Source organism: Pedobacter caeni, from assembly GCF_900129215.1.
GTDB lineage: Bacteria > Bacteroidota > Bacteroidia > Sphingobacteriales > Sphingobacteriaceae > Pedobacter > Pedobacter caeni.
Genome location: NZ_FQUQ01000003.1, coordinates 230697 through 250761, shown reverse-complemented (window position 1 = coordinate 250761; position 20065 = coordinate 230697). Strand labels below are relative to the sequence as shown.

The 20065-nt window shown below is 42.0% G+C and carries 17 protein-coding genes; 3 read left to right on the top strand and 14 right to left on the bottom strand.

What is annotated here, in order from left to right:
- Nucleotides 1–12 precede the first annotated feature (12 nt).
- A complete protein-coding gene (locus tag BUC20_RS15665; RefSeq protein ID WP_073232036.1) occupies nucleotides 13–882 on the top strand; it encodes a transglutaminase-like domain-containing protein in 870 nt (289 codons plus the stop codon).
- Here BUC20_RS15665 and BUC20_RS15660 read toward each other — a convergent pair.
- The 4 genes from BUC20_RS15660 to BUC20_RS15645 all read right to left on the bottom strand — a co-directional run bounded on the left by BUC20_RS15660 (nucleotide 879) and on the right by BUC20_RS15645 (nucleotide 4841).
- Nucleotides 879–1796 carry an alpha/beta hydrolase gene (locus BUC20_RS15660; RefSeq protein ID WP_073232035.1) on the bottom strand — a complete coding sequence of 306 codons (918 nt, stop codon included), beginning with the start codon at nucleotides 1794–1796 and terminating at the stop codon, nucleotides 879–881. The genes BUC20_RS15665 and BUC20_RS15660 overlap by 4 nt on opposite strands.
- Before the next feature lie 2 nt (nucleotides 1797–1798).
- Nucleotides 1799–2876 (bottom strand): peptide chain release factor 2 gene (gene prfB, locus BUC20_RS15655; protein WP_143166824.1). Its coding sequence is split into 2 segments (ribosomal slippage): nucleotides 1799–2815 and nucleotides 2817–2876, totalling 1077 coding nucleotides; the frame shifts between segments, so codons are not numbered across the junction.
- A gap of 73 nt (nucleotides 2877–2949) precedes the next feature.
- Nucleotides 2950–3453: a hypothetical protein gene (locus BUC20_RS15650; RefSeq protein ID WP_073232034.1), complete on the bottom strand. Its 504-nt coding sequence runs from the start codon at nucleotides 3451–3453 to the stop codon at nucleotides 2950–2952.
- Between the two features lie 83 nt (nucleotides 3454–3536).
- Complete coding sequence (locus tag BUC20_RS15645; RefSeq protein WP_073232033.1) at nucleotides 3537–4841, bottom strand: amidohydrolase; 1305 nt, start codon at nucleotides 4839–4841, stop codon at nucleotides 3537–3539.
- A gap of 120 nt (nucleotides 4842–4961) precedes the next feature.
- Here BUC20_RS15645 and pgi point away from each other — a divergent pair, with 120 nt between their 5' ends.
- Both pgi and BUC20_RS15635 read left to right on the top strand, forming a co-directional pair.
- Nucleotides 4962–6608, top strand: a complete 1647-nt coding sequence (gene pgi, locus BUC20_RS15640) for a glucose-6-phosphate isomerase (RefSeq protein WP_073232692.1) — start codon at nucleotides 4962–4964, stop codon at nucleotides 6606–6608.
- 75 nt (nucleotides 6609–6683) lie between these two features.
- A complete protein-coding gene (locus BUC20_RS15635; protein WP_073232032.1) occupies nucleotides 6684–7214 on the top strand; it encodes a DUF4251 domain-containing protein in 531 nt (176 codons plus the stop codon).
- A gap of 60 nt (nucleotides 7215–7274) precedes the next feature.
- On the opposite strand, the gene BUC20_RS15630 is transcribed toward BUC20_RS15635, so the two are convergent.
- From BUC20_RS15630 to BUC20_RS15585, 10 genes are all read right to left on the bottom strand, one after another.
- Nucleotides 7275–8378, bottom strand: coding sequence for a glutaminyl-peptide cyclotransferase (locus tag BUC20_RS15630; RefSeq protein WP_073232031.1), 1104 nt, complete (start codon nucleotides 8376–8378; stop codon nucleotides 7275–7277).
- Nucleotides 8359–8721, bottom strand: a complete 363-nt coding sequence (locus BUC20_RS15625; RefSeq protein WP_073232030.1) for a YraN family protein — start codon at nucleotides 8719–8721, stop codon at nucleotides 8359–8361. The genes BUC20_RS15630 and BUC20_RS15625 overlap by 20 nt, the downstream gene beginning before the upstream one ends.
- A complete protein-coding gene (gene dnaG / locus BUC20_RS15620; protein ID WP_073232029.1) occupies nucleotides 8722–10719 on the bottom strand; it encodes a DNA primase in 1998 nt (665 codons plus the stop codon). It abuts the gene before it with no gap.
- A gap of 143 nt (nucleotides 10720–10862) precedes the next feature.
- The gene (locus BUC20_RS15615; protein ID WP_073232028.1) at nucleotides 10863–11528 is read right to left on the bottom strand and encodes an SGNH/GDSL hydrolase family protein; all 666 of its coding nucleotides are present in this window, start codon (nucleotides 11526–11528) and stop codon (nucleotides 10863–10865) included.
- Between the two features lie 5 nt (nucleotides 11529–11533).
- Entirely contained in the window at nucleotides 11534–13087 is a 1554-nt protein-coding gene (locus BUC20_RS15610) for a serine hydrolase (protein WP_073232027.1), read from the bottom strand.
- A 10-nt stretch (nucleotides 13088–13097) separates the two neighbouring features.
- The gene (locus tag BUC20_RS15605; protein WP_073232026.1) at nucleotides 13098–14042 is read right to left on the bottom strand and encodes a hypothetical protein; all 945 of its coding nucleotides are present in this window, start codon (nucleotides 14040–14042) and stop codon (nucleotides 13098–13100) included.
- A gap of 10 nt (nucleotides 14043–14052) precedes the next feature.
- Nucleotides 14053–15240 (bottom strand): M20 metallopeptidase family protein, encoded by a 1188-nt coding sequence (locus BUC20_RS15600; protein ID WP_073232025.1) that lies wholly within the window; start codon nucleotides 15238–15240, stop codon nucleotides 14053–14055.
- Complete coding sequence (locus BUC20_RS15595) at nucleotides 15230–15679, bottom strand: SPOR domain-containing protein (RefSeq protein ID WP_073232024.1); 450 nt, start codon at nucleotides 15677–15679, stop codon at nucleotides 15230–15232. The genes BUC20_RS15600 and BUC20_RS15595 overlap by 11 nt, the downstream gene beginning before the upstream one ends.
- Nucleotides 15680–15747: 68 nt before the next feature.
- On the bottom strand, nucleotides 15748–19062 hold the full coding sequence (gene secA / locus BUC20_RS15590; protein ID WP_073232023.1) for a preprotein translocase subunit SecA: 3315 nt from the start codon (nucleotides 19060–19062) through the stop codon (nucleotides 15748–15750).
- A gap of 230 nt (nucleotides 19063–19292) precedes the next feature.
- Complete coding sequence (locus BUC20_RS15585) at nucleotides 19293–20048, bottom strand: hypothetical protein (protein ID WP_073232022.1); 756 nt, start codon at nucleotides 20046–20048, stop codon at nucleotides 19293–19295.
- Nucleotides 20049–20065 lie beyond the last annotated feature (17 nt).

Here is a 20065-nt window from a genome sequence, read left to right as displayed (position 1 = left end):
GTTGCATGTTTAATGGAAAATAGTAAAGAAATAAGTGCATTGGTCAAATTGCTTGATGATCCCGATCCGGAGATCTATGAGCATATTGAAAAACGCCTGCTGGAGTATGGTGAAGAAGTAGTCCATTTTTTAGAAAATGCATGGGAACAATCCCTTGATTCCCTGCTTCAGGAAAGAATCGAAAATATCGTTCACAAAATACAATTTGCAAGTGTCAGGGAAGACCTGAACCTCTGGTTCCAGAGTGGAGCCTTTGACCTGCTGCAGGGAGCCCTGGTCATCAACAGATACCAATACCCGGATCTTGATGAACAGAAAGTAATGCTCCAGATTGAAGAAATCAAAAGAGAAATCTGGATGGGGCTTCAATATGAAATGAGTTCAATTGAAAAAATCAAGCTCATCAATCATATCTTTTATAATGTATATGGCTTCAGTGGAAATACAAAAAACCACCATGATCCACAAAACTCTTATATCAATCAGGTCCTGGAAAGTAAAAAAGGAAACCAGATTTCGCTGGCCATCATTTATTCCACCATTGCACAGAAGCTGGACATCCCGGTATATGGCGTAAATCTTCCGCAGCATTTTATACTGGGCTATATTGATGAGAGTAAAAGAGAAGAACATGAATTTGGGGTACTCTTTTACATCAATGCCTTCAATAAAGGAGCGATATTCGGGAAACACGATGTAGATCAGTTCCTCAGACAACTCAACCTTGATCCGATGCCAGGCTTTTATGCACCCTGCAGCAATGTCGAGATCATCAGAAGAATCATCAGAAACCTGATTTCTGCTTATGAAAACCTGGGCTCAAAGGAAAAAGTAGAAGAATTGAAGGAATTGCAGGATATCCTGACCAATACCGACCTTTAAATAATTTTATTGCCCTTCATCCAGTTGACAAGGCGGTCGAACCACTGATCAGCAGTGGTTTTATTGTTTAAGCCAAAACCATGGCCTCCACCCTGGTAAAGGTGCATTTCAGATTTAACTCCGGCCTTCACCAATGCCCGGTTAAAAACCACACTGTTTTCCACAGGAACAGTCTTGTCATCGTTGGCATGTACCAAAAAAGTAATGGGGGTCTGGGCGTTCACATATTTCTCATTGGAGAAGTAATCCTTCTGCGCTTCGGTTGCATTTGGTCCGGCCAGGTTTTTCGCTGATCCTGTATGCGGAGATTCCCGGAAAGAGATCACCGGATAGATCAAAATTGAAAAGTCAGGACGAAGCCCCAACTTTTCCTTATTCTCTATTTTAGGATCTCCATAATGTACAGTCAGGCTTGCTGCAAGATGTCCACCCGCAGAAAATCCCATGATTCCGATTTTATCCGGATTAATGTTCCATTTCCCGGCATTTCTTCTCAGTTCATAAATCGCCTGCTGCGCATCCTGTAATGGTCCCAATGATTTATCCAGCATAATCGCCTGGTCCGGCAAACGATATTTAAGGACAAAAGCTGCAACACCAATCTCATTAAACTTCTTTGCCACATCATAACCTTCATGGCCTATGGCCAGAATGCCATATCCTCCACCCGGACAAATAATCACAGCCGCTCCGGTAGCTTTTTCCTTTGCAGGCAAAAACACACTCAATGTGGGCTGAGAAACCTTACTGACCCTCAGAATTCCATCTTTTCCATTTTCAACGAGCTCTTTAAAATCAGCAGGTGCTGGTTTTGATCCCGGAATTGCTCCAGGATATAAAAGTACATTTTCCTGCGCCCGAAGGCCGGTTACTGAAATAAGACTGGTCATGAATAGTGCAATAAGGTATTTCATCTTTAGAATTCCATTAAATATGCTTTCAAAAATTCGTTGAGTTCTCCATCCAATACCCCCTGTGCATTGGAGGTCTCAAAATTGGTCCGTAAGTCTTTCACCAGTTTATAAGGATGCAGCACATAATTCCTGATTTGCGATCCCCATTCAATCTTCTTCTTAGAACCTTCAATTACCGCGGTTGCTTCCATACGTTTCCGCATTTCTGCCTCATATAATTGCGACTTCAATAAACGCAATGCGTTTTCCTTGTTCTGTAACTGAGAGCGGGATTCCTGGTTTTTGATGACAATACCTGATGGCTTGTGGTACAGCCTTACTGCCGTCTCCACTTTATTCACATTTTGTCCACCAGCACCACCGGAACGGAAAGTTTCAAACTCAATTTCTGAATCCTTTACTTCAATCTCTATGGTATCATCTACCAAAGGATAAACGTAAACAGAAGCAAAAGAAGTATGCCGGCGCGCATTGGAATCAAATGGTGAAATCCGAACCAAACGGTGAACCCCGTTTTCTCCTTTCAGGTAACCATAAGAAAAGTCGCCCGCAAACTGAAGGGTTACCGACTTAATCCCGGTCACCTCACCTTCCTGAGAATCCTGTTCGGTCACTTTGTATCCGTTCTTTTCCCCCCACATGATGTACATCCGCATCAGCATTGCTGCCCAGTCGCAACTCTCCGTACCTCCTGCACCTGCCGTGATTTGCATCACTGCCTGCAACTGGTCTTCTTTACTGCTCAACATGTTTTTTAACTCCAGCTCTTCGACCATCAGCAAACACTTATCGTATTGCTCCTGCATCTCCTCTGCTGTTGCATCTCCTGCCTGTAAAAAATCGAAAAGGACTTCTGTGTCTTCCAGTTCCGCATTGACCGCCTGCCATGCATCGGTCCAAACCTTTTTAGAATTGATTCCTGCAAGATGTTTCTCCGCTTTTTTGGGATCATCCCAGAAATCAGTTTGCAGGGTAAGTTCCTGCTCTATATAAATTTCATCTAAACGTGTTTCGACGTCAAAGATGCCTCCTCAGCGACGCTACTCTGTCCCTTAAATCCTGTATTTGTTCTTTTGTCATAATCACAAATATATAAAATACAAAAGGCTATTTAAACAATGTTTAAATAGCCTTTCAAAAATAATGATAAGTCTTAATTAAAAAGTCCTTTCAGCTTATCTACAATTCCGCCTTCCCCTTCTTTCGCTTCTCCTTCTTTATTTCCATTGAACAATTCCGTCAGGTCCGATAACTGGAATTTACCATCCTCACCGGAGATCTTGGTCAGTACATCCTGAATATTGAAAGAACTGTCATTAGGATCATTTGTTTTATTGATAAGTTTACCTATAATTCCAGGGATAACAGATGCTGCAATTGCTTTGGCAGAGTCCAGATTAATCCCCATTCCAGCAAGTTTATCCACAAAGCCAGACGAGGCATCCTGTGCCACTGCACTTCCTTCTACGTTTCCACCTTTAAAAGCGTCCACAAGGCCTCCAATATTTCCGGATGATAACTGTTGCTTTAGTGAATCAAAGATCGAACCTGAAGCGGCCTGAATAGCGGCCTCGTTCTGCTCATTAGGGATTGCAGGGTTATTTACAATCGCATCCTGAGTGCTTTCTTTTACCAATTCATTTAAATTTTCTAACATGGTTGTTGTTTTTCTAGGTGACGTATTATTTTCTTTAATTAAATATAATCAAATAAAATGATGCCAAAATCAAAAAGATGTTGTTATTTCTTTAAGTTCATGTAATCAAGTGCCAGGTTACTTAACGCGTTCACACCAAGAGTAAAACCACTTTCATCGATAAAAAAATCGGGTGTATGATGTGAAGGCGCTTTCAACGGGTCTCCTCCTTTTGGCATCCCACCCAGAAAAATAAATAATCCTGGTATTTTCTCCTGATAAAAGGAGAAATCTTCTGCCCCCGTAACCGGAGGTTTCAACCGTACATGATCCTTACCCGCAGTAGCCTGTAAACTTGGCAGCATTTTTTCCGTGAGTGGAATATCATTGAAAGTCACCGGATAATGATTGCTGTACGGAATCTTAACCTCTGCCGTTCCCCCTCCAGCCTCCGCAGTTTTCATCGCTATTGTTTTTACCCTTTCAATAAACATCGCCTCATCTTCCTTCGAAAAGTTGCGGATGGTGCCCAGCATTTCTACCTTCTCCGGGATAATGTTAGACCTTACTCCACCATTAATGGCACCAATGGTTACCACACCTGGATTTTCTGTCACATTCAGGTTCCTGCTCACAATTGTCTGCAGGTTATTCACAATTTGTGCAGAAATCACCACCGGATCAATACTGCTCCATGGATAGGCACCATGTGCCTGCCTTCCGGTCACGATGATCTTCAAATCATTTACTGCGGCCATAATGCCACCAGGACGATAAGTGATGTCGCCAACAGGAGTCTGCGAATTGATGTGCAGCCCAAAAATGGCCTCCACTTTCGGATTTTCTAAAACCCCTTCTTTTACCATCAGCTCTGCTCCCCCTTCCTCTCCATGGGGAGCACCTTCTTCAGCAGGCTGAAATATAAATTTTACCGTTCCCGGAATGTCTTTCTTTATCGAAGCCAGCACTTCCGCTACGCCCATTAAAATGGCCACATGGGTATCATGACCACAGGCATGCATCACCCCTACTTCCTGACCATTATAAGTTGTTTTTACTTTAGAGGCAAAAGGTAAATCCACCCGTTCCGTTACCGGCAAGCCATCCATATCGGCCCGCAAAGCGACAACAGGACCTGGCTTCCCCCCTTTTAAAATCCCTACCACCCCTGTTTTTGCCACTCCGGTCTGCACGGCTATCCCAAGAGATTCCAGATGTTTCGCGATAATACCTGCCGTTCTGATTTCATTATTGCCCAGTTCGGGATGTTCATGGAGGTCTCTGCGCCAGTCAATCACTTTTTTTTCAATGCTTGATGCTTTTTTGGAAACCTCCATTCTTAAGCTCCCTTTCTGAGCAAGAACGTTTGACGAAATCATGACCAACAGGACAAAGTAAAATCTTCTCATAAATATCATTTTTACGTTAAATATATGATTATCAACGGAGATTCATTTCCATTGATAAATATTATTAATGACATTTCAGCAAATAAAATAAACCCCTACATTTACAAAAACACTAATATTATGCTACCAACGATAAATTTCACAGAAACTGAGGCCTATAAGTACCTTGCCGATCATTTTATTGACATCAATGAGAAAAGTCTGAAGGATCTTTTTGCTGAAGATGAAACCCGTTTTGAGAAATTCTCTCTGCTGTTTGAAGACATTCTTGTCGACTATTCGAAAAACAGGATCAACGATACCACAATGGCTTTATTGATTCAGCTGGCGAGGGAATGTAAACTGGATGAAGCGATTAAAGCCATGTTTAATGGAGATCAGATCAATCAGACAGAAGGCAGACAAGTATTACATACCGCTTTACGTAATCAAAGCAACAACCCTGTTCTTGTAGAGGGAAAAAATGTCATGGACGAAGTGAACCGTGTCCTGGCAAAAATGGAAAAATTCAGTACAGAAATCATCTCCGGAGCATGGAAAGGTTATACCGGCAAAGCCATTACTGATGTGGTGAACATCGGCATCGGCGGTTCTGATTTAGGCCCTGTTATGGTTACTGAAGGGTTAAAAGCCTATAAAAATCATTTAAACATGCATTTCGTCTCCAATATCGACGGAACACATATTGCAGAAACATTAAAGAATGTAAACCCGGAAACGACTTTATTCCTGATTGCCTCTAAAACATTTACCACCCAGGAAACCATGACCAATGCCAACAGTGCAAAGGACTGGTTCTTAAATAGTGGTGCAAAACAGGCCGATGTGGCGAAACATTTTGCCGCCCTTTCTACCAATGCGAAAGATGTTGCTGCTTTTGGTATTGATACCGAGAACATGTTCGAATTCTGGGACTGGGTAGGCGGAAGATACTCTTTGTGGAGTGCCATTGGCCTTCCTATTGCCCTGAGCATTGGTTATGACAACTTCAAACAATTACTTGCTGGTGCACATGCCGCTGATGAGCATTTCGAAAATGCAGAATTTGAAATCAACGTTCCTGTAATCCTGGCACTAATCGGGATCTGGTACATCAATTTCTTTGATGCAGAAACTCAGGCCATTTTACCATACGATCAGTATATGCACCGCTTTGCGGCCTATTTCCAGCAGGGAGATATGGAAAGTAACGGAAAACACGTAGACCGCAACGGAAAAGATGTGACCTATGAAACAGGACCGATCATTTGGGGAGAGCCGGGAACAAACGGACAACATGCCTTTTACCAACTGATTCACCAGGGAACACGCCTGATCCCATGCGATTTTATCGCTCCTGCCCAAAGCTTAAATCCTTTAGGAAACCACCATCCCATCCTCTTGTCGAACTTCTTTGCACAAACTGAAGCGTTGATGAACGGAAAAACAAGAGAGCAGGTCACAGAAGAGCTTAAAAAAGAAGGAAAAACGGCAGAAGAAATAGAAAAACTGGCGCCATTCAAAGTTTTTGAAGGAAACAGACCAACCAACTCTATTCTCTTGAAAAAAGTAACCCCTTTCAGCCTGGGTAGCCTGATCGCCATCTATGAACATAAAATATTTGTTCAGGGCATCATCTGGAACATCTTTAGTTTCGACCAATGGGGTGTGGAATTGGGTAAACAACTGGCCAAAAGCATCCTTCCTGAACTGGAGGGCGACAAAGCAGTGTCGAGTCATGACGGATCTACCAATGGTCTGATCAATCAGTATAAGAGCTGGAGATAAAATCTCCCACAAATTAGCGTTTGGAATTAAACCTTTTAAACGCTAATTTGTTCTAATACAGAAAAATACACAAACATGAAAACATTTAAAAAATTATTAGCACTACTTATTGTTTTCAGTACGGTACAGGCATTTGCCCAGACAGATAAAGAAACCACTGCAAAACTGGTGGCAGATCAGCATCTGGTATTCAATGCAACCTCAGCAATGCCCATGGCAAATGCCGAAGTAAATGCAGTATTGAATAAAATGCAAAATGGAAGCGGAGGAGGCATGATTCAGCTTTCAGGCTCCCAATATCAACTGAAGATAAATAAAGACAGTGTAGAGGCTTATTTGCCTTACTATGGACGTGCTTATACCGCCTCCATGAACCCGGATGATTCCGGCATCAAGTTCAAGTCTAAAAAATTCAGTTATAAAACCACAAAAAAGAAAAAAGGTGGCTGGATCATCAACATTGCACCTAAGGACAACAGGGAAGTACAAAACCTTAGCTTAAGCGTCTCTGAAAATGGTTATGCAGTACTGAATGTCAACAGCAACAACAGACAGTCGATTTCTTTTAATGGCACCATCGCTGAGCCCAAAGAAGACAAAAAATAACAAATAAAAAAACCTCATACCTTGCAAAACAAAGTATGAGGTTTTTTTATCAATAAGCCTTTATGATTTAGGGCTGATTTTTACTTCAAACATCTTCGGCCATTTTTTGCCGGTCACAAACAGTCTCTTCCCTGCTTTATCCCAGGCAATGCCATTCAGAACATTGTTCGCCTGATCCACTTCATCCTTATAAAAACCGGCTGGTAAAAGACCTGAAAAATCAATTTCCTGTTCTATTATCCCGGATTTCGGATCAATTACCACAATCACGTTCTTGGTATAAACATTGGCATAAATCTTTCCATCAATGTACTCCAACTCATTCAGGCGGTCAACAGGACCAGTGTTGTTGTATACTTCTATCGAACTTTCTTCTTTATAATTGTCTTTGTTCAGGAACCAGATCTTATTCGTTCCATCAGATTTGATCAGTTGTTTTCCGTCAAAGCATAAGCCCCAGCCTTCCATACTTGCCTGATAAGGGAAAGTAGACAGTTGTTTGAATGATTTTGCATCGAAAACCAAACCCAATCTGTTTTGCCAGGTCAGCATCACCACCTTGTCATCAACCAGACTGGACCCTTCACCAAAATACTGCCCGTCCAGTTTCGTTTGCTGTAATACCTTTCCGGATTTAACATCTACCCATCTTACCGTAGAGTGTTCCTCCTGCCCGGTACTTTCCAGAAATTTACCGCCATGATATTCCAGTCCCTGTGTATAAGCAGAGGTATCATGCGGATAAGTATTCACGATCTTATAGGTGTATTGTACCGGCTTAACGCCCGACCTTAATTCAATATTAGTAGTCAACGTATCTTTCTTCCCATCGGCTTCGATCACCGCGGTGATCAGCTTATAACCCAGGGTCAGGCCGGTCGTACTGATCGCCACCCCTTCTCCGTTATTTTTTGATCCTACGGGCTTACCATCCAGTGTGTAGGTCGCTGAGCTGATGTTTGTTCCCGAAGGCACATCCAGTGCGATTTTAACCTCCTCACCCAAACCAAACGACTGCCCCTGTTCCGGGAACTTAAATCCCACTCCTGCCCCCGAAGAGCCGGTGTCTTTACAGGAAATGATCAGTGAAATGCCCGATAGTACCACTACTGCCAGGACTAATTTAGATAGATTGATGATTTTTTTAACTTGGCCAGAATGCATCTTCAATATGATTAATTTTATAAAGGTCTTTATTTTCGAAAACAATTGCAATAATATCAAAACGAACCTCTCCCTGGTGGTTCTTCATTTCTATGTAGGCAGCAGAAGCAAATTCGAGTTGCTTCTCTTTTTTTCTGTCCACAAATTCTTCAGGATGGCCATAATCTGTAGAAGTCCGTGTTTTCACTTCCACAAAGATCAGCTTTCCTTCCTGTTCAGCTATAACGTCAACTTCCGCCCTGGCGTATTTCCAGTTTACATTTAAAATCCGGTATCCGGCCTGCTCCAGGTATTCCCTGGCAATCTCCTCACCTCGTTTTCCAAGCTCATTGTGTACCGCCATTTATTTTAAAATAACCGTCCCCAGAAACTTGGAGATCTCTTTTTCCACACCTTTGATAAAGACAAACCGCTGCATCAGAATCTCCTGGTTTACCGGATCTGTTTCCGTTTTAAGCTCCTTGGCAATGTCCATTAACATCCTGGCTACCTTCCCTTTTTTCAGGTGAAACAATCCTCCCAGAATGGTCGCTTTTAAATTGATGCTTTCATCACGGACATAAATATTGTGTTTATTGTACCAGTTCTCACTCAGGGAGTAAGGGGAGGTTGAAAGCGTGATCGCCAACTCTGCAATCTTCCGGTTTTCATTGTTGATAAACTGGCTGGCCACAGGCAAATGCCCGTTTTCAATTTCATCCCTATAGGTATCAATAATCGTTTTGCAGAGCTCATCCTGGAAACTGACATCCGCAAGATTTTGCATGATGAAAGAACCGATATACATGTTATCGATCTTATCCCAGCTCACCAGTTCATGTCCGTAAGCCAGTAAAAGCCGCACAATTTCCTGTTCCTGCAGCAAGTCATTGTCTTCTGCAACAGGGGCTTCTACAAATTCCGAATTGGAATCCGGATTTTCAAATAAGTTGTCAGGAGGTCCGTCAGGATAAGGTTGATATTGGTTCTGCCCCTGGTTCTGCTGTTGAAAAGAGGAAGAACCCTGTCCTGAAGAACCACTTCCCGATTTCTTGAATTTAGCAACCCTGATCTTATTGAGCTCAGAAAGCAGGATTCTTTCTTCCACCTGCAATAAACCACTGCACTCCCTGATGAAAATAGACGCTTTAATGTCATCCGGAATTTTAGCAATACTCTCTACGATATCCCTGATGATCCCGGCCCTTTTTATCGGATCGGTACCCGCTTCTTTCAGTAAGATGCTGGCCTTATAAAGGATAAAATCTTTCCGGTTGTTCTCTATGTATTTCTTGAATTCACCAGAGCCCACATGGTGCATGTAAGAATCCGGATCATGTCCGTCCGGAAACAGCACCACCTTCACATTCAATCCTTCTTCCAGGATCATGTCCAGCCCACGCAGGGAGGCCTTGATTCCCGCAGCATCCCCATCGTAAAGGATGGTCACATTCTGAGAGAACCGACCGATCAAACGGATCTGCTCTGTCGTTAATGAAGTACCCGAGGAGGCCACCACATTTTCAATCCCTGCCTGATGTACAGCGAGCACATCCGCATATCCTTCTACCAGATAACAGTTATCGGTATCTCTGATGGCCTTTTTAGCGTGAAACAAACCATAAAGTACATTCGACTTATGATAGATGTCACTTTCAGGAGAGTTAACGTATTTGGGGACGTTTTTATCCGTTTTCAGGGTCCGGCCGCCAAATCCAATCACCCTGCCGGTGAAATTATGAATCGGGAACATTACCCGGCCTCTGAAGCGGTCATATAACTTGCCTTTATCATTCCTGATCGACAAGCCTGTTTTCTCCAGGTATTCTTCTTTATGTCCCGCCGCAACGGCACTCTGTATCAAAGCATCCCAGACATCGGGCGAATAACCCAGCTGGAATTTTTTGACGATATCTTCCCTGAATCCGCGTTCTTTAAAATAGCTTAAACCGATTGCCCTGCCCTGTTCGCCGGTCCACATTTCGTTGGCAAAATAAGTTGCCGCATATTCCGAAACGATATACAGACTTTCCCTGGCATTCTGTGCCTCGATATTCTGGGGCGACTGAGCCGTTTCCTCAACTTCAATATTGTATTTCTGAGCCAGAAACTTTAAAGCCTCCGGATAGGAATACTTTTCGTGGTCCATGATAAAATGGACCGAATCACCACCTTTACCACAACCGAAACACTTGTATATCCCCTTGGCCACAGAAACGTGGAAAGAGGGAGTTTTCTCATTGTGAAAAGGGCAATTCCCAATTAAGCTGGTACCACGTTTTTTTAAGGACACAAAATCACCGACAACCTCCTCAATACGGACGGTTTCCATGATCTTGTTTATGGTATCGTGGTTAATCATTTGTTCTTCTTTTTTCTCTTTCTCTAATCACCCTTATTGGCTTTCTTTCCAGCTTCAGCACAGATCTGACAGCTGTAAATTTGCTGTTATTTAGATTCACATCTGTGAATAATCAAGACACATTGTGTCCAGCATCCAGACTACTATTTCAGTAAAGGCAGTAACGCTTCTGCCAAAGTCTGGTTCCCTTTATCATTCAAATGTACACCATCTGTCGTTAAAATCCCTTTCGCCAGATCTGAGGGATTGTTTTGTGCTCCATAAGCCTTAAACAAGCCTCTAAGGTCACATATCGGCAATTTATTTTTAACAGCAAGTTCCCTGATCGCAGCAGAATACTTATCCAGATCAGCATCCATCTCATTCGCTCCATTCTTCTTCTCACCAATTACTGCTGGTGTACATAAAACAACTTTTGCCCCTCCGGCCTGGATTTTATTGATCAATGCCTGATAAAAAAGAATAAACTTATCATAGTCCGTCCCTGTATGCGCAGATTGTTTATGCCATACATCATTCACACCGATATAGATCACGACCAGGTCCGGCTTTTTAACCAGCACATCCTGTTCCATTCTCAGGTAAAGATCGTATACTTTATTTCCACCGATTCCTGCTCCAATCACCTCGTATTTTGAGGGATCCAGTGCTTTACCAATCAGGTTCACATATCCACCAGGAGCAACCCCCATTTGCGTGATAGAGTCACCGAAAAAAATGATCTTTTTAGGTTTAACAATCATGGAAGTAAATAAAATAAGTAACGCAAATGGTGCCAGTAAAAGGCTTAATTTCTGAATGGATCTCATGGGCTTTATTTTTTAACAGACCTTGTAAAATCAAGGTCCTGAAAATCGTAACTAAAATCGGTTGCAGGAGAAACAGCTTCCATTTTCATGCCGGAAGCCTTTCCGTCTCTACCCAGAGAAAAGATCACAAAAGCATCTGCATGCATGCTCCGGTCAGTCCATTTTGCCACAAAGGTATTCCCTTTATAAAAGGCCATTTCTCCACCTAACTTTGGAGAGTTTACAGACTGGAAGAAAAGTTTATTTCCCTGGTTTTTAATCGTCACTTCACCAAACCATGGATCTGTAAACGAACCTTCATAAACACTCAGATTGATCTTCTGCGTATTTTTTTTCACCTCAGCAGCAACATCTGCCCAGATCTTATCTGTTAGTTTTTTATCTTCTGCCTCATTCGCCAGGACATTGGCTTTATAAGCAGCAATTCTATCTTTTCCTTTAATGTCAAAATACCCGTCTTTTATGGAGTTCGAAATTGCGGTAAATGCAGCCCCACTCTCCTGATTGGTCAGCACAATAATTCCAAGTTTCAATTCCGGAATTAAGGTCACCTGAGTAACAATCCCACTTAAACCACCTGTATGTGAAACCTGAAGTTTCCCGTTTACTGAGCTTAAAAACCAGCCCAGGCCATAACTGTTAAAAGAAGAACCTGCGATTATGGTTTGAGGGCTCCACATCTCCTGATGAACTTCGGTACTGAATAATTTTTTACTTAAATCCGGTCCATACTTACCACCATTCATCTGCATGATGGCCCATTTGCTCATCTCCGTTACATTAGACCAGATGCCACCTGCAGCATTTGAAATCACCGGAAAACCTTTACTGATCACGGTTAATTTGCCATCAATGGAGGTATGTGCATCAATAGAATTATTTTTATCTTTTAGTCTTGGATAATCAGCGGAACTTTCTGTCATCCCTATCGGACGCATGATTTTAGTTTCCACAAAGTCTTCCCAACTCATTCCCGAAACTTTTGCCAGTACTTCACCAGCCACAATATACAACAGGTTATCGTAATCAAATTTCGTTCTAAAACCGGAAACAGGTTTCAGGTAACGCATATTGTGGATCAGCTCCGCTTTGGTTACCCGGTTGGAATCCGGGAAAATCATCAGGTCACCTGCCCCCAGTCCCAGACCACTCCGGTGTGTCAACAAATCTCTTACCGTAAATTCCTGGGTCACATAAGGATTATACAACTTGAAACCAGGAATGATGTCCACGACCTTGTCATCCCATTTCAACTTCCCTTCGTCTACCAGTATTCCCAATCCGGCAGCCGTAAAGGCCTTACTATTGGATGCAATTCCAAAAAAAGTATGTTCATTTACAGGCTCCTTTGTGCGCAGAGAACGCAGGCCATATCCTTTGGAATGGATTACTTTTCCATCCTTTACAATCGCTACCGCAATTCCGGGCACGTTAAAAGTAGTCAGTGTTTTTTCCACCAGGCTATCCACCTGTTTACTGCTGAGAACCTGTGCATATACAGGAACGATCCCTGCCACTAAAAGTAAACATAACGGAATCAGGAGTCGGAGTCTATTCATAAAAATAAAGTTAACGTTTTTCGCTATGATAGTCTTTATGAACGATTAAAAAACTCGCCCGTTCTTCTTTCTTAAAGGGATAATCCCAGTTCCCCTGATAAGAGATCTTAGTCGGCAATTTCTCTCCTTCAAAATAGCTCATTTCAATGTTCATCTGTACATTAAAATCGAACAGCATATTGCTGTATTTCATGTCCACATAACGGCCCAGGATCTCAAAATTTCGCTTGTCAAAAATGGTGGTCAGCTCTTTAATCATCAGGCCATCCTTCGTTCCATTACTGAGATCGGGCTTTACCGTCACCTTAAAACGGTAAACGGGAATAGAGTCCAGGTACATTCCGCTATGGTAGCTATAATCATAATACTGGCGCATATTGGCTGTAAAGATCTGGGTTTTACTTCCGATAAAAGGCAAACCCTTAATCGGTCTTCCCGGAGCAAAAATCAGCGTTTTCAGCTTATCCTTATAACTTTGATTGCTTTCTCCGCCCTTACCGGCGGTCATAGGTCCCTCCGCAACAAACTCCGAATTATAGGCATTCATAAAGATGTAATCGAACATCTCTATCGTATACAACTGGTATTTTCCGTTTTTCTTATACACCTTCCCTGTATCCTGTTTAACGAGGTATTCCATTTTAACCGGACCCGAAGGATGATGTTTGATTTTCCGGTAAATTTTACCGTCTACTTTATTCTTTTTGTCGTAAGTAAAGATCCTGTTTTCTGCAATGAAGCCATATTTCTTCATATTCCGGAAAGCCTGATAAAAGCTGTTATCCGTAATAATGGCGTTTATAAAGGTTTCCACACCAAATTTCTGGGTAGTGATGTTCACTACCGAATCCAGCTGAATGGTCTTGATAGTATCCGGATTAAACCGTACAATTTCCTGACCTGAGTTCTTTAAATAACAACAAACGAAAACAATTAATAACCCCAGTTTCTTCATACAGATGAGACTAGTTCCCCAATTGTTTTAATGCGATATAAGCCATTAAACCAGTAGACAACTTTAATGCATCTTCATCAATATCAAAGTTCGGTGTATGTACCGAGAAGCTCGTTCCTTTTTCCTTATTTCCTGTCCCTAACCTATAGAAACAGGCATCCGTAACCTGAGAATAGTAAGCAAAATCTTCTGCGGCCATCCAGATGTCCAGATCCAGTACATTTTCTTTACCCAGATAATCCTCGGCATATAAACGTGCATTGTCGCTCAGCTTCTCTTCATTGATCAGGTAAGGGTACCCGTTCATGATGTTGAAATCACAACTTCCGCCCATACTTTCAGCGATTCCTTCCGCCATTTTTTTCATCAGTTTCTTTGCTTCCTGACGCCATTCCTCATTCAATGTCCTGAAAGTACCTTCCATTTTCACTTCATTGGGAATGATGTTCGTTGCCCCGTTGGCCTGCACCTTTCCAAAAGAAAGGACCGAAGGTAAACGCGGATCGGCATTCCTGCTGACGATCTGTTGCAAGGCAACCACGATATGCGCAGCAATCAATACCGGATCAATATTCTGATGAGGTTGTGCCCCATGTCCACCTTTACCATGAACAGTCACATATAACTCATCCGTAGAAGCCATATAAATGCCCGAGCGGAAGCCAACCTTCCCGGCATCGATCAATGGCATCACATGCTGTCCGATGATCGCCTGTGGCTTAGGATTCTCTAATACCCCCTCTTTAATCATGATGCTTGCTCCACCGGGCAATACTTCTTCCCCAGGCTGGAAAATCAGCTTAACCTTTCCTGCGAAATCTGCTTTCATGCTATTCAGGATATAGGCTGTCCCCAGTAAAGAAGAACTGTGTACATCATGTCCGCAGGCATGCATTACTCCCTGGTTTTTCGAGGCATAAGGTTTGTCATTTGCTTCAATGATAGGAAGTGCGTCCATATCGGCACGCAGTGCGATAATCTGATCTGAAGGAATCCCGCCTTCGATCAATCCAACCACACCTGTATTTGCCATTTCCGTATAGGGAATGCCCCATTCTTCCAAATGTTTTTTGATGTAAGCAGAAGTTTCAAACTCTTTAAAGGAAAGCTCAGGATTGGCATGAATGTGCTGGCGGTAACCAACTACCTGATCAAATATATCTGCGGAAAGGCTTTGGATCTTATCTTTAATTGTCATTGCTGTAATCTAAATTAGGTGCATTGATTTTTTCCCTGAAAATAAACAGGGTTGGGAACATTGGTTTCAGTTCATTTAACAAACGCTGGGCTTCCAGTCTTGTTCTAAAATCACCAACCCGTAAATAATAATTCGGTTCCTTATAGGTAATATAGGTATTCAGTGAAGAATAACTGGACCTGAAGCGTGCCTGTTCAGCAAATACTTTGCGCCGGTCGGAGCCATAGAACACCTGTACCCGAAATCCCATCTGGGAAACGATAGCAGTAGATGGTTTCCCCGTAGCAACTGCCGGGGTGGCAGATCTCGTATTTAAAGCAATACGTTTGGCAATCAGGCTGTCAATCATGGGATCTTTAACAATCCTCACCTGACCTTTGTCCTGAGCAAGCAGGGCAATGGAAAAACAACAAAATATACCTGTAAATAATATTTTCATGAAATGGCTAAAAAAAAGAATGCCGAATTTTTGTTACAAAAATCGGCATTCTATATGTGTATTACAAATTACAATCCCGCACCATGGCAGTTTTTGAATTTCTTACCACTTCCACAAGGGCATGGTTCGTTTCTTCCTGTTGTAACTTCTTTACGAATCGGTTGCTGTGGAGCAAGCTCGCGGGTATCTTCCATTGGCATTCCGTCAACATCAGCACCGGCACCGGCAAACTCTGGTTTCGACATGGTTAATCTGCTCGGAGCAGGCCTGGGAGCCTGAGCTTCCCTCACATCATTCGGATCAGTCTGAACAGGGATTCCTCCTTTATACAGGAAGCTCACCACTTCTTTGTTAACTGCGTTCAACATGTTTTTAAACAAATTGAAGGCCTCCATTTTATAAATGATCAATGGATCTTTCTGCTCATAAACCGCATTCTGAACCGATTGTTTCAACTCATCCATTTCACGTAAATGCTCTTTCCATGATTCATCGATCAAGGCAAGTACGATCGTTTTTTCAAAAGATTTAGTCACCTCACGGCCACCATTATCTATTGCTTTTTTCAGTCCTACCGGAACCTGAATGCTACGAAGACCATCTGTAAAAGGAACGATAATCTGCTCGATGTGCTCTCCGCGTTCTTCATATACCTGGTGCAATACCGGCATGGCCTGTGCAATGATCGCATCTGATTTCCTTGCATAGAAAGCAGTTACTTCTTCGAACAATTTATCAGTCAGGTGATGAATGTTTCTGGAACTGAATTCCGACTCATCAATTGAAGTATCAGCAGAGAAGTTTTTGATCACTTCCAGTTTGAATCCTTCATAGTTTCCTTCTTCTTTGTATTCTGTAACGATATCCTCAGCAACATCAAACGTCATGTTGTTCATGTCTACATCCAGACGTTCGCCAAATAAGGCATTTCTACGTTTAGCATAGATCACGGTACGTTGTGAGTTCATCACATCATCATACTCCAGTAAACGCTTACGGATACCAAAGTTGTTTTCTTCTACTTTCTTCTGTGCACGCTCAATAGATTTGGTGATCATAGAATGCTGAATCACTTCACCATCTTCGATACCCATTTTCACCATGATGTTAGAGATTCTTTCAGAACCGAACAACCTCATTAAGTTATCTTCAAGAGACACAAAGAACTGAGATGAACCCGGATCTCCCTGACGACCTGCACGACCACGTAACTGTCTGTCCACACGACGAGACTCATGACGCTCTGTACCTACAATCGCCAAACCTCCTGCTTCTTTAACACCTGCACCAAGTTTAATATCCGTACCACGACCAGCCATGTTGGTTGCAATCGTTACCTGACCCGGTTGCCCGGCTTCCGCAACAATATCCGCCTCTTTCTGGTGCATCTTCGCGTTCAACACATTGTGTTTAATTCCACGAAGTTTTAGCATACGGCTCAATAGCTCCGAAATCTCTACCGAAGTAGTACCTACCAATACTGGTCGGCCTGCCTCCGTTAGTTTTACGATCTCTTCTGCTACCGCATTATATTTCTCACGAACTGTACGGTATACATAATCCTGATGATCTTTTCTCGAAATTACTCTGTTTGTAGGGATTTCCACTACATCCAGTTTATAGATCGACCAGAACTCACCCGCTTCAGTAGTCGCCGTACCCGTCATACCGCAAAGTTTGTGGTACATACGGAAGAAGTTTTGTAAAGTTACCGTCGCATAAGTTTGTGAAGCATCTTCTACTTTCACATTCTCTTTTGCTTCAATCGCCTGGTGTAAACCGTCAGAATAACGACGGCCATCCATGATACGACCAGTCTGCTCATCTACAATTTTGATCTTTCCTTCATCGATGATGTATTCCACATCAATCTCAAACAAGGTATATGCTTTCAACAACTGGTTTACCGAGTGGATTCTTTCTGCTTTGATCGAATAATCACGCATCAGGGCATCCTTCTGTGCAATTTTCTCTTCGCTGCTCAAAGCAGACTTTTCGATATCAGCAATCTCAGTTCCAACATCAGGCAATACGAAGAAATGCGCATCTTCACCAGATTTGGTGATCAGCTCAATTCCTTTTTCTGTAAGTTCTACCTGGTTGTTTTTCTCATCGATATAGAAGAACAATTCCGAATCTACTTTCGGCATGTTCTTCGACTGATCCGCCATATAATGGTTCTCCGTTTTCAATAAGGTTTGTTTCACACTACCCTCACTTAAAAACTTGATCAGCGCTTTATTTTTAGGCAAACCACGGTGAGCACGTAATAGTGCTAAACCACCTTCTCCCTCTTCGGTTCCGGCTTTACCATCATTAATTAATTTCTTAGCTTCATTTAAAGCTCTGGTTACATATTCTCTCTGTGCAGCAACCAGTCTTTCGATTCTTGGTTTCAGCTCATGAAACTCATGCTGATCCCCAAAAGGAACCGGACCGGAAATGATCAAAGGTGTACGGGCATCATCAATCAAAACTGAATCGACCTCATCCACCATCGCAAAATGTAATTTACGTTGCACCAACTGGTCAGGTGTTTGCGACATATTGTCACGCAGGTAATCAAAACCGAACTCATTGTTCGTACCATAAGTGATGTCAGCAAGGTAAGCATCCCTGCGCTCCTGAGAATTTGGCTCATGCTTATCAATACAATCTACCTTAATTCCATGGAATTCAAATAAAGGACCATTCCACTCCGAGTCACGTCGTGCAAGGTAATCATTCACCGTTACGATATGTACCCCTTGTCCGGCTAAAGCATTTAAGTAAGCAGGTAATGTACTTACCAAAGTCTTACCCTCACCCGTTGCCATCTCAGCGATTTTACCACTGTGTAACACCATACCACCGATCAACTGTACATCGTAATGTACCATGTTCCACTTCACTTCAGTACCGGCAGCATCCCATGTATTTGCCCAGAAGGCTTTATCTCCCTGGATTTTAACATTGCTTTTACGCGCAGCATAATCTCTGTCATGCTGGGTAGCAGTAACCTCCAGATTTTCATTTTCAGAGAAACGTCTTGAAGTTTCCTTTACCACTGCAAAAGCCTGTGGAAGGATATCCAGTAATACAACTTCTAATTCTTTATCACGATCTTTGATCAACTCATCGATCTGATCATATAGTGCAGTTTTTGCAGCCAATGACAATTCCTGACTTTCAGCATCAGTTTTTAAACCGCTGATTTTTCCGTCAATCTCCGTTAAGGCTTGTGCAATAACATCTTTAAAGTAAACTGTTTTATTACGCAATTCATCATTGCTCAGTACAGAAAGCTTCGAATATTCTTCGTTTATCTTGATAACTATAGGCTGTAATGCCTTAATATCTCTTTCCGATTTGCTTCCAAATACCTTGGTTAAAAATCCTAACATCTTTTATGTTTGTGTTTGTTATTTATTACTTATTGAAAAATGACTAAATTACAACAACCAAGCCATATCAAACAATAAGTCAGAATGGCAGTTGTCGGGCGCTAAAATTACAAAATATCCTGTACTTTGCTTTAGTATGCCAACTTTATTTGAAAATCTTTATCATTTTATCAAAAGTATCTGCAGCCTGCGGTAAAGCGCTTAAACCCAACCGCTCTTACCTGCAATGTCTATTGATCGTACGATTTCAGATATTTGCTGAAATTCTTTTCCAGGAGTTCTGTCATTGTTTTCGATAAAGCAATGATTTTGGGTGGGCTGTACTCATGTGCATAAGAAAAACAATTTCCTGTTGTCAGGTCGTATAAAAGCAAATCGCCATCACCATAAAGCCAAAACTCTCCCAGGACCAAAAACTGCTTTTTATCAAACGTTTCCGCGTATATATCGTCAAAATCTATAGTGATCCCCTCAAGGATCAGCTTTGAAATATTTGAGAAAAATGTATTCAGCTCTGCAGAGAAAGTTAAAGACAGGGCTTGTTCCTTTCGGGAAATTTCAGGTGCAAGTTTACCTTTTTCAATCGTGTTGGCAGTATCGAAACTCTTTTGCAGCTGTTTGAAGAATTTAGGGTACAGATTTTCCAGATAACCGAAATCAACTTTTACTTTTTTCTGCCTTTCTTTATCCTTTTCCTGCTCATGTTTACAAAATTCTGAAAACTCATGCTGATATGCTTTCTGGTAAGTGTCACCAACAACAACAGCTACATTTTTCTTCTTTAACCAATCAACCGCAGCAACCTGTCCACTATAGGCATTTCCAATGTCACTTAAATTGTCTTTGGGTTTAATCCTTAAAAATGTGGTTCTTCCACAAATTTCCCCGACTAATTCTTTATTATTATTAAACCAGGTCAGCCAGTCAGTCGCAGTAAGCCGGCATTCCGCCAAATTTATAAAGGTATCGATCAGATTTTTATTCATTATTTAAAGTTTTTCAG

What these genes read in the sequence shown, in the direction of transcription:
- BUC20_RS15665 (WP_073232036.1), top strand. Translation starts at nt 13, where the DNA reads ATGGAAAATAGTAAAGAAATAAGTGCATTGGTCAAATTGCTTGATGAT.
- BUC20_RS15660 (WP_073232035.1), bottom strand. Translation starts at nt 1,796, where the DNA reads ATGAAATACCTTATTGCACTATTCATGACCAGTCTTATTTCAGTAACC.
- BUC20_RS15650 (WP_073232034.1), bottom strand. Translation starts at nt 3,453, where the DNA reads ATGTTAGAAAATTTAAATGAATTGGTAAAAGAAAGCACTCAGGATGCG.
- BUC20_RS15645 (WP_073232033.1), bottom strand. Translation starts at nt 4,841, where the DNA reads ATGAGAAGATTTTACTTTGTCCTGTTGGTCATGATTTCGTCAAACGTT.
- pgi (WP_073232692.1), top strand. Translation starts at nt 4,962, where the DNA reads ATGCTACCAACGATAAATTTCACAGAAACTGAGGCCTATAAGTACCTT.
- BUC20_RS15635 (WP_073232032.1), top strand. Translation starts at nt 6,684, where the DNA reads ATGAAAACATTTAAAAAATTATTAGCACTACTTATTGTTTTCAGTACG.
- BUC20_RS15630 (WP_073232031.1), bottom strand. Translation starts at nt 8,378, where the DNA reads ATGCATTCTGGCCAAGTTAAAAAAATCATCAATCTATCTAAATTAGTC.
- BUC20_RS15625 (WP_073232030.1), bottom strand. Translation starts at nt 8,721, where the DNA reads ATGGCGGTACACAATGAGCTTGGAAAACGAGGTGAGGAGATTGCCAGG.
- dnaG (WP_073232029.1), bottom strand. Translation starts at nt 10,719, where the DNA reads ATGATTAACCACGATACCATAAACAAGATCATGGAAACCGTCCGTATT.
- BUC20_RS15615 (WP_073232028.1), bottom strand. Translation starts at nt 11,528, where the DNA reads ATGAGATCCATTCAGAAATTAAGCCTTTTACTGGCACCATTTGCGTTA.
- BUC20_RS15610 (WP_073232027.1), bottom strand. Translation starts at nt 13,087, where the DNA reads ATGAATAGACTCCGACTCCTGATTCCGTTATGTTTACTTTTAGTGGCA.
- BUC20_RS15605 (WP_073232026.1), bottom strand. Translation starts at nt 14,042, where the DNA reads ATGAAGAAACTGGGGTTATTAATTGTTTTCGTTTGTTGTTATTTAAAG.
- BUC20_RS15600 (WP_073232025.1), bottom strand. Translation starts at nt 15,240, where the DNA reads ATGACAATTAAAGATAAGATCCAAAGCCTTTCCGCAGATATATTTGAT.
- BUC20_RS15595 (WP_073232024.1), bottom strand. Translation starts at nt 15,679, where the DNA reads ATGAAAATATTATTTACAGGTATATTTTGTTGTTTTTCCATTGCCCTG.
- secA (WP_073232023.1), bottom strand. Translation starts at nt 19,062, where the DNA reads ATGTTAGGATTTTTAACCAAGGTATTTGGAAGCAAATCGGAAAGAGAT.
- BUC20_RS15585 (WP_073232022.1), bottom strand. Translation starts at nt 20,048, where the DNA reads ATGAATAAAAATCTGATCGATACCTTTATAAATTTGGCGGAATGCCGG.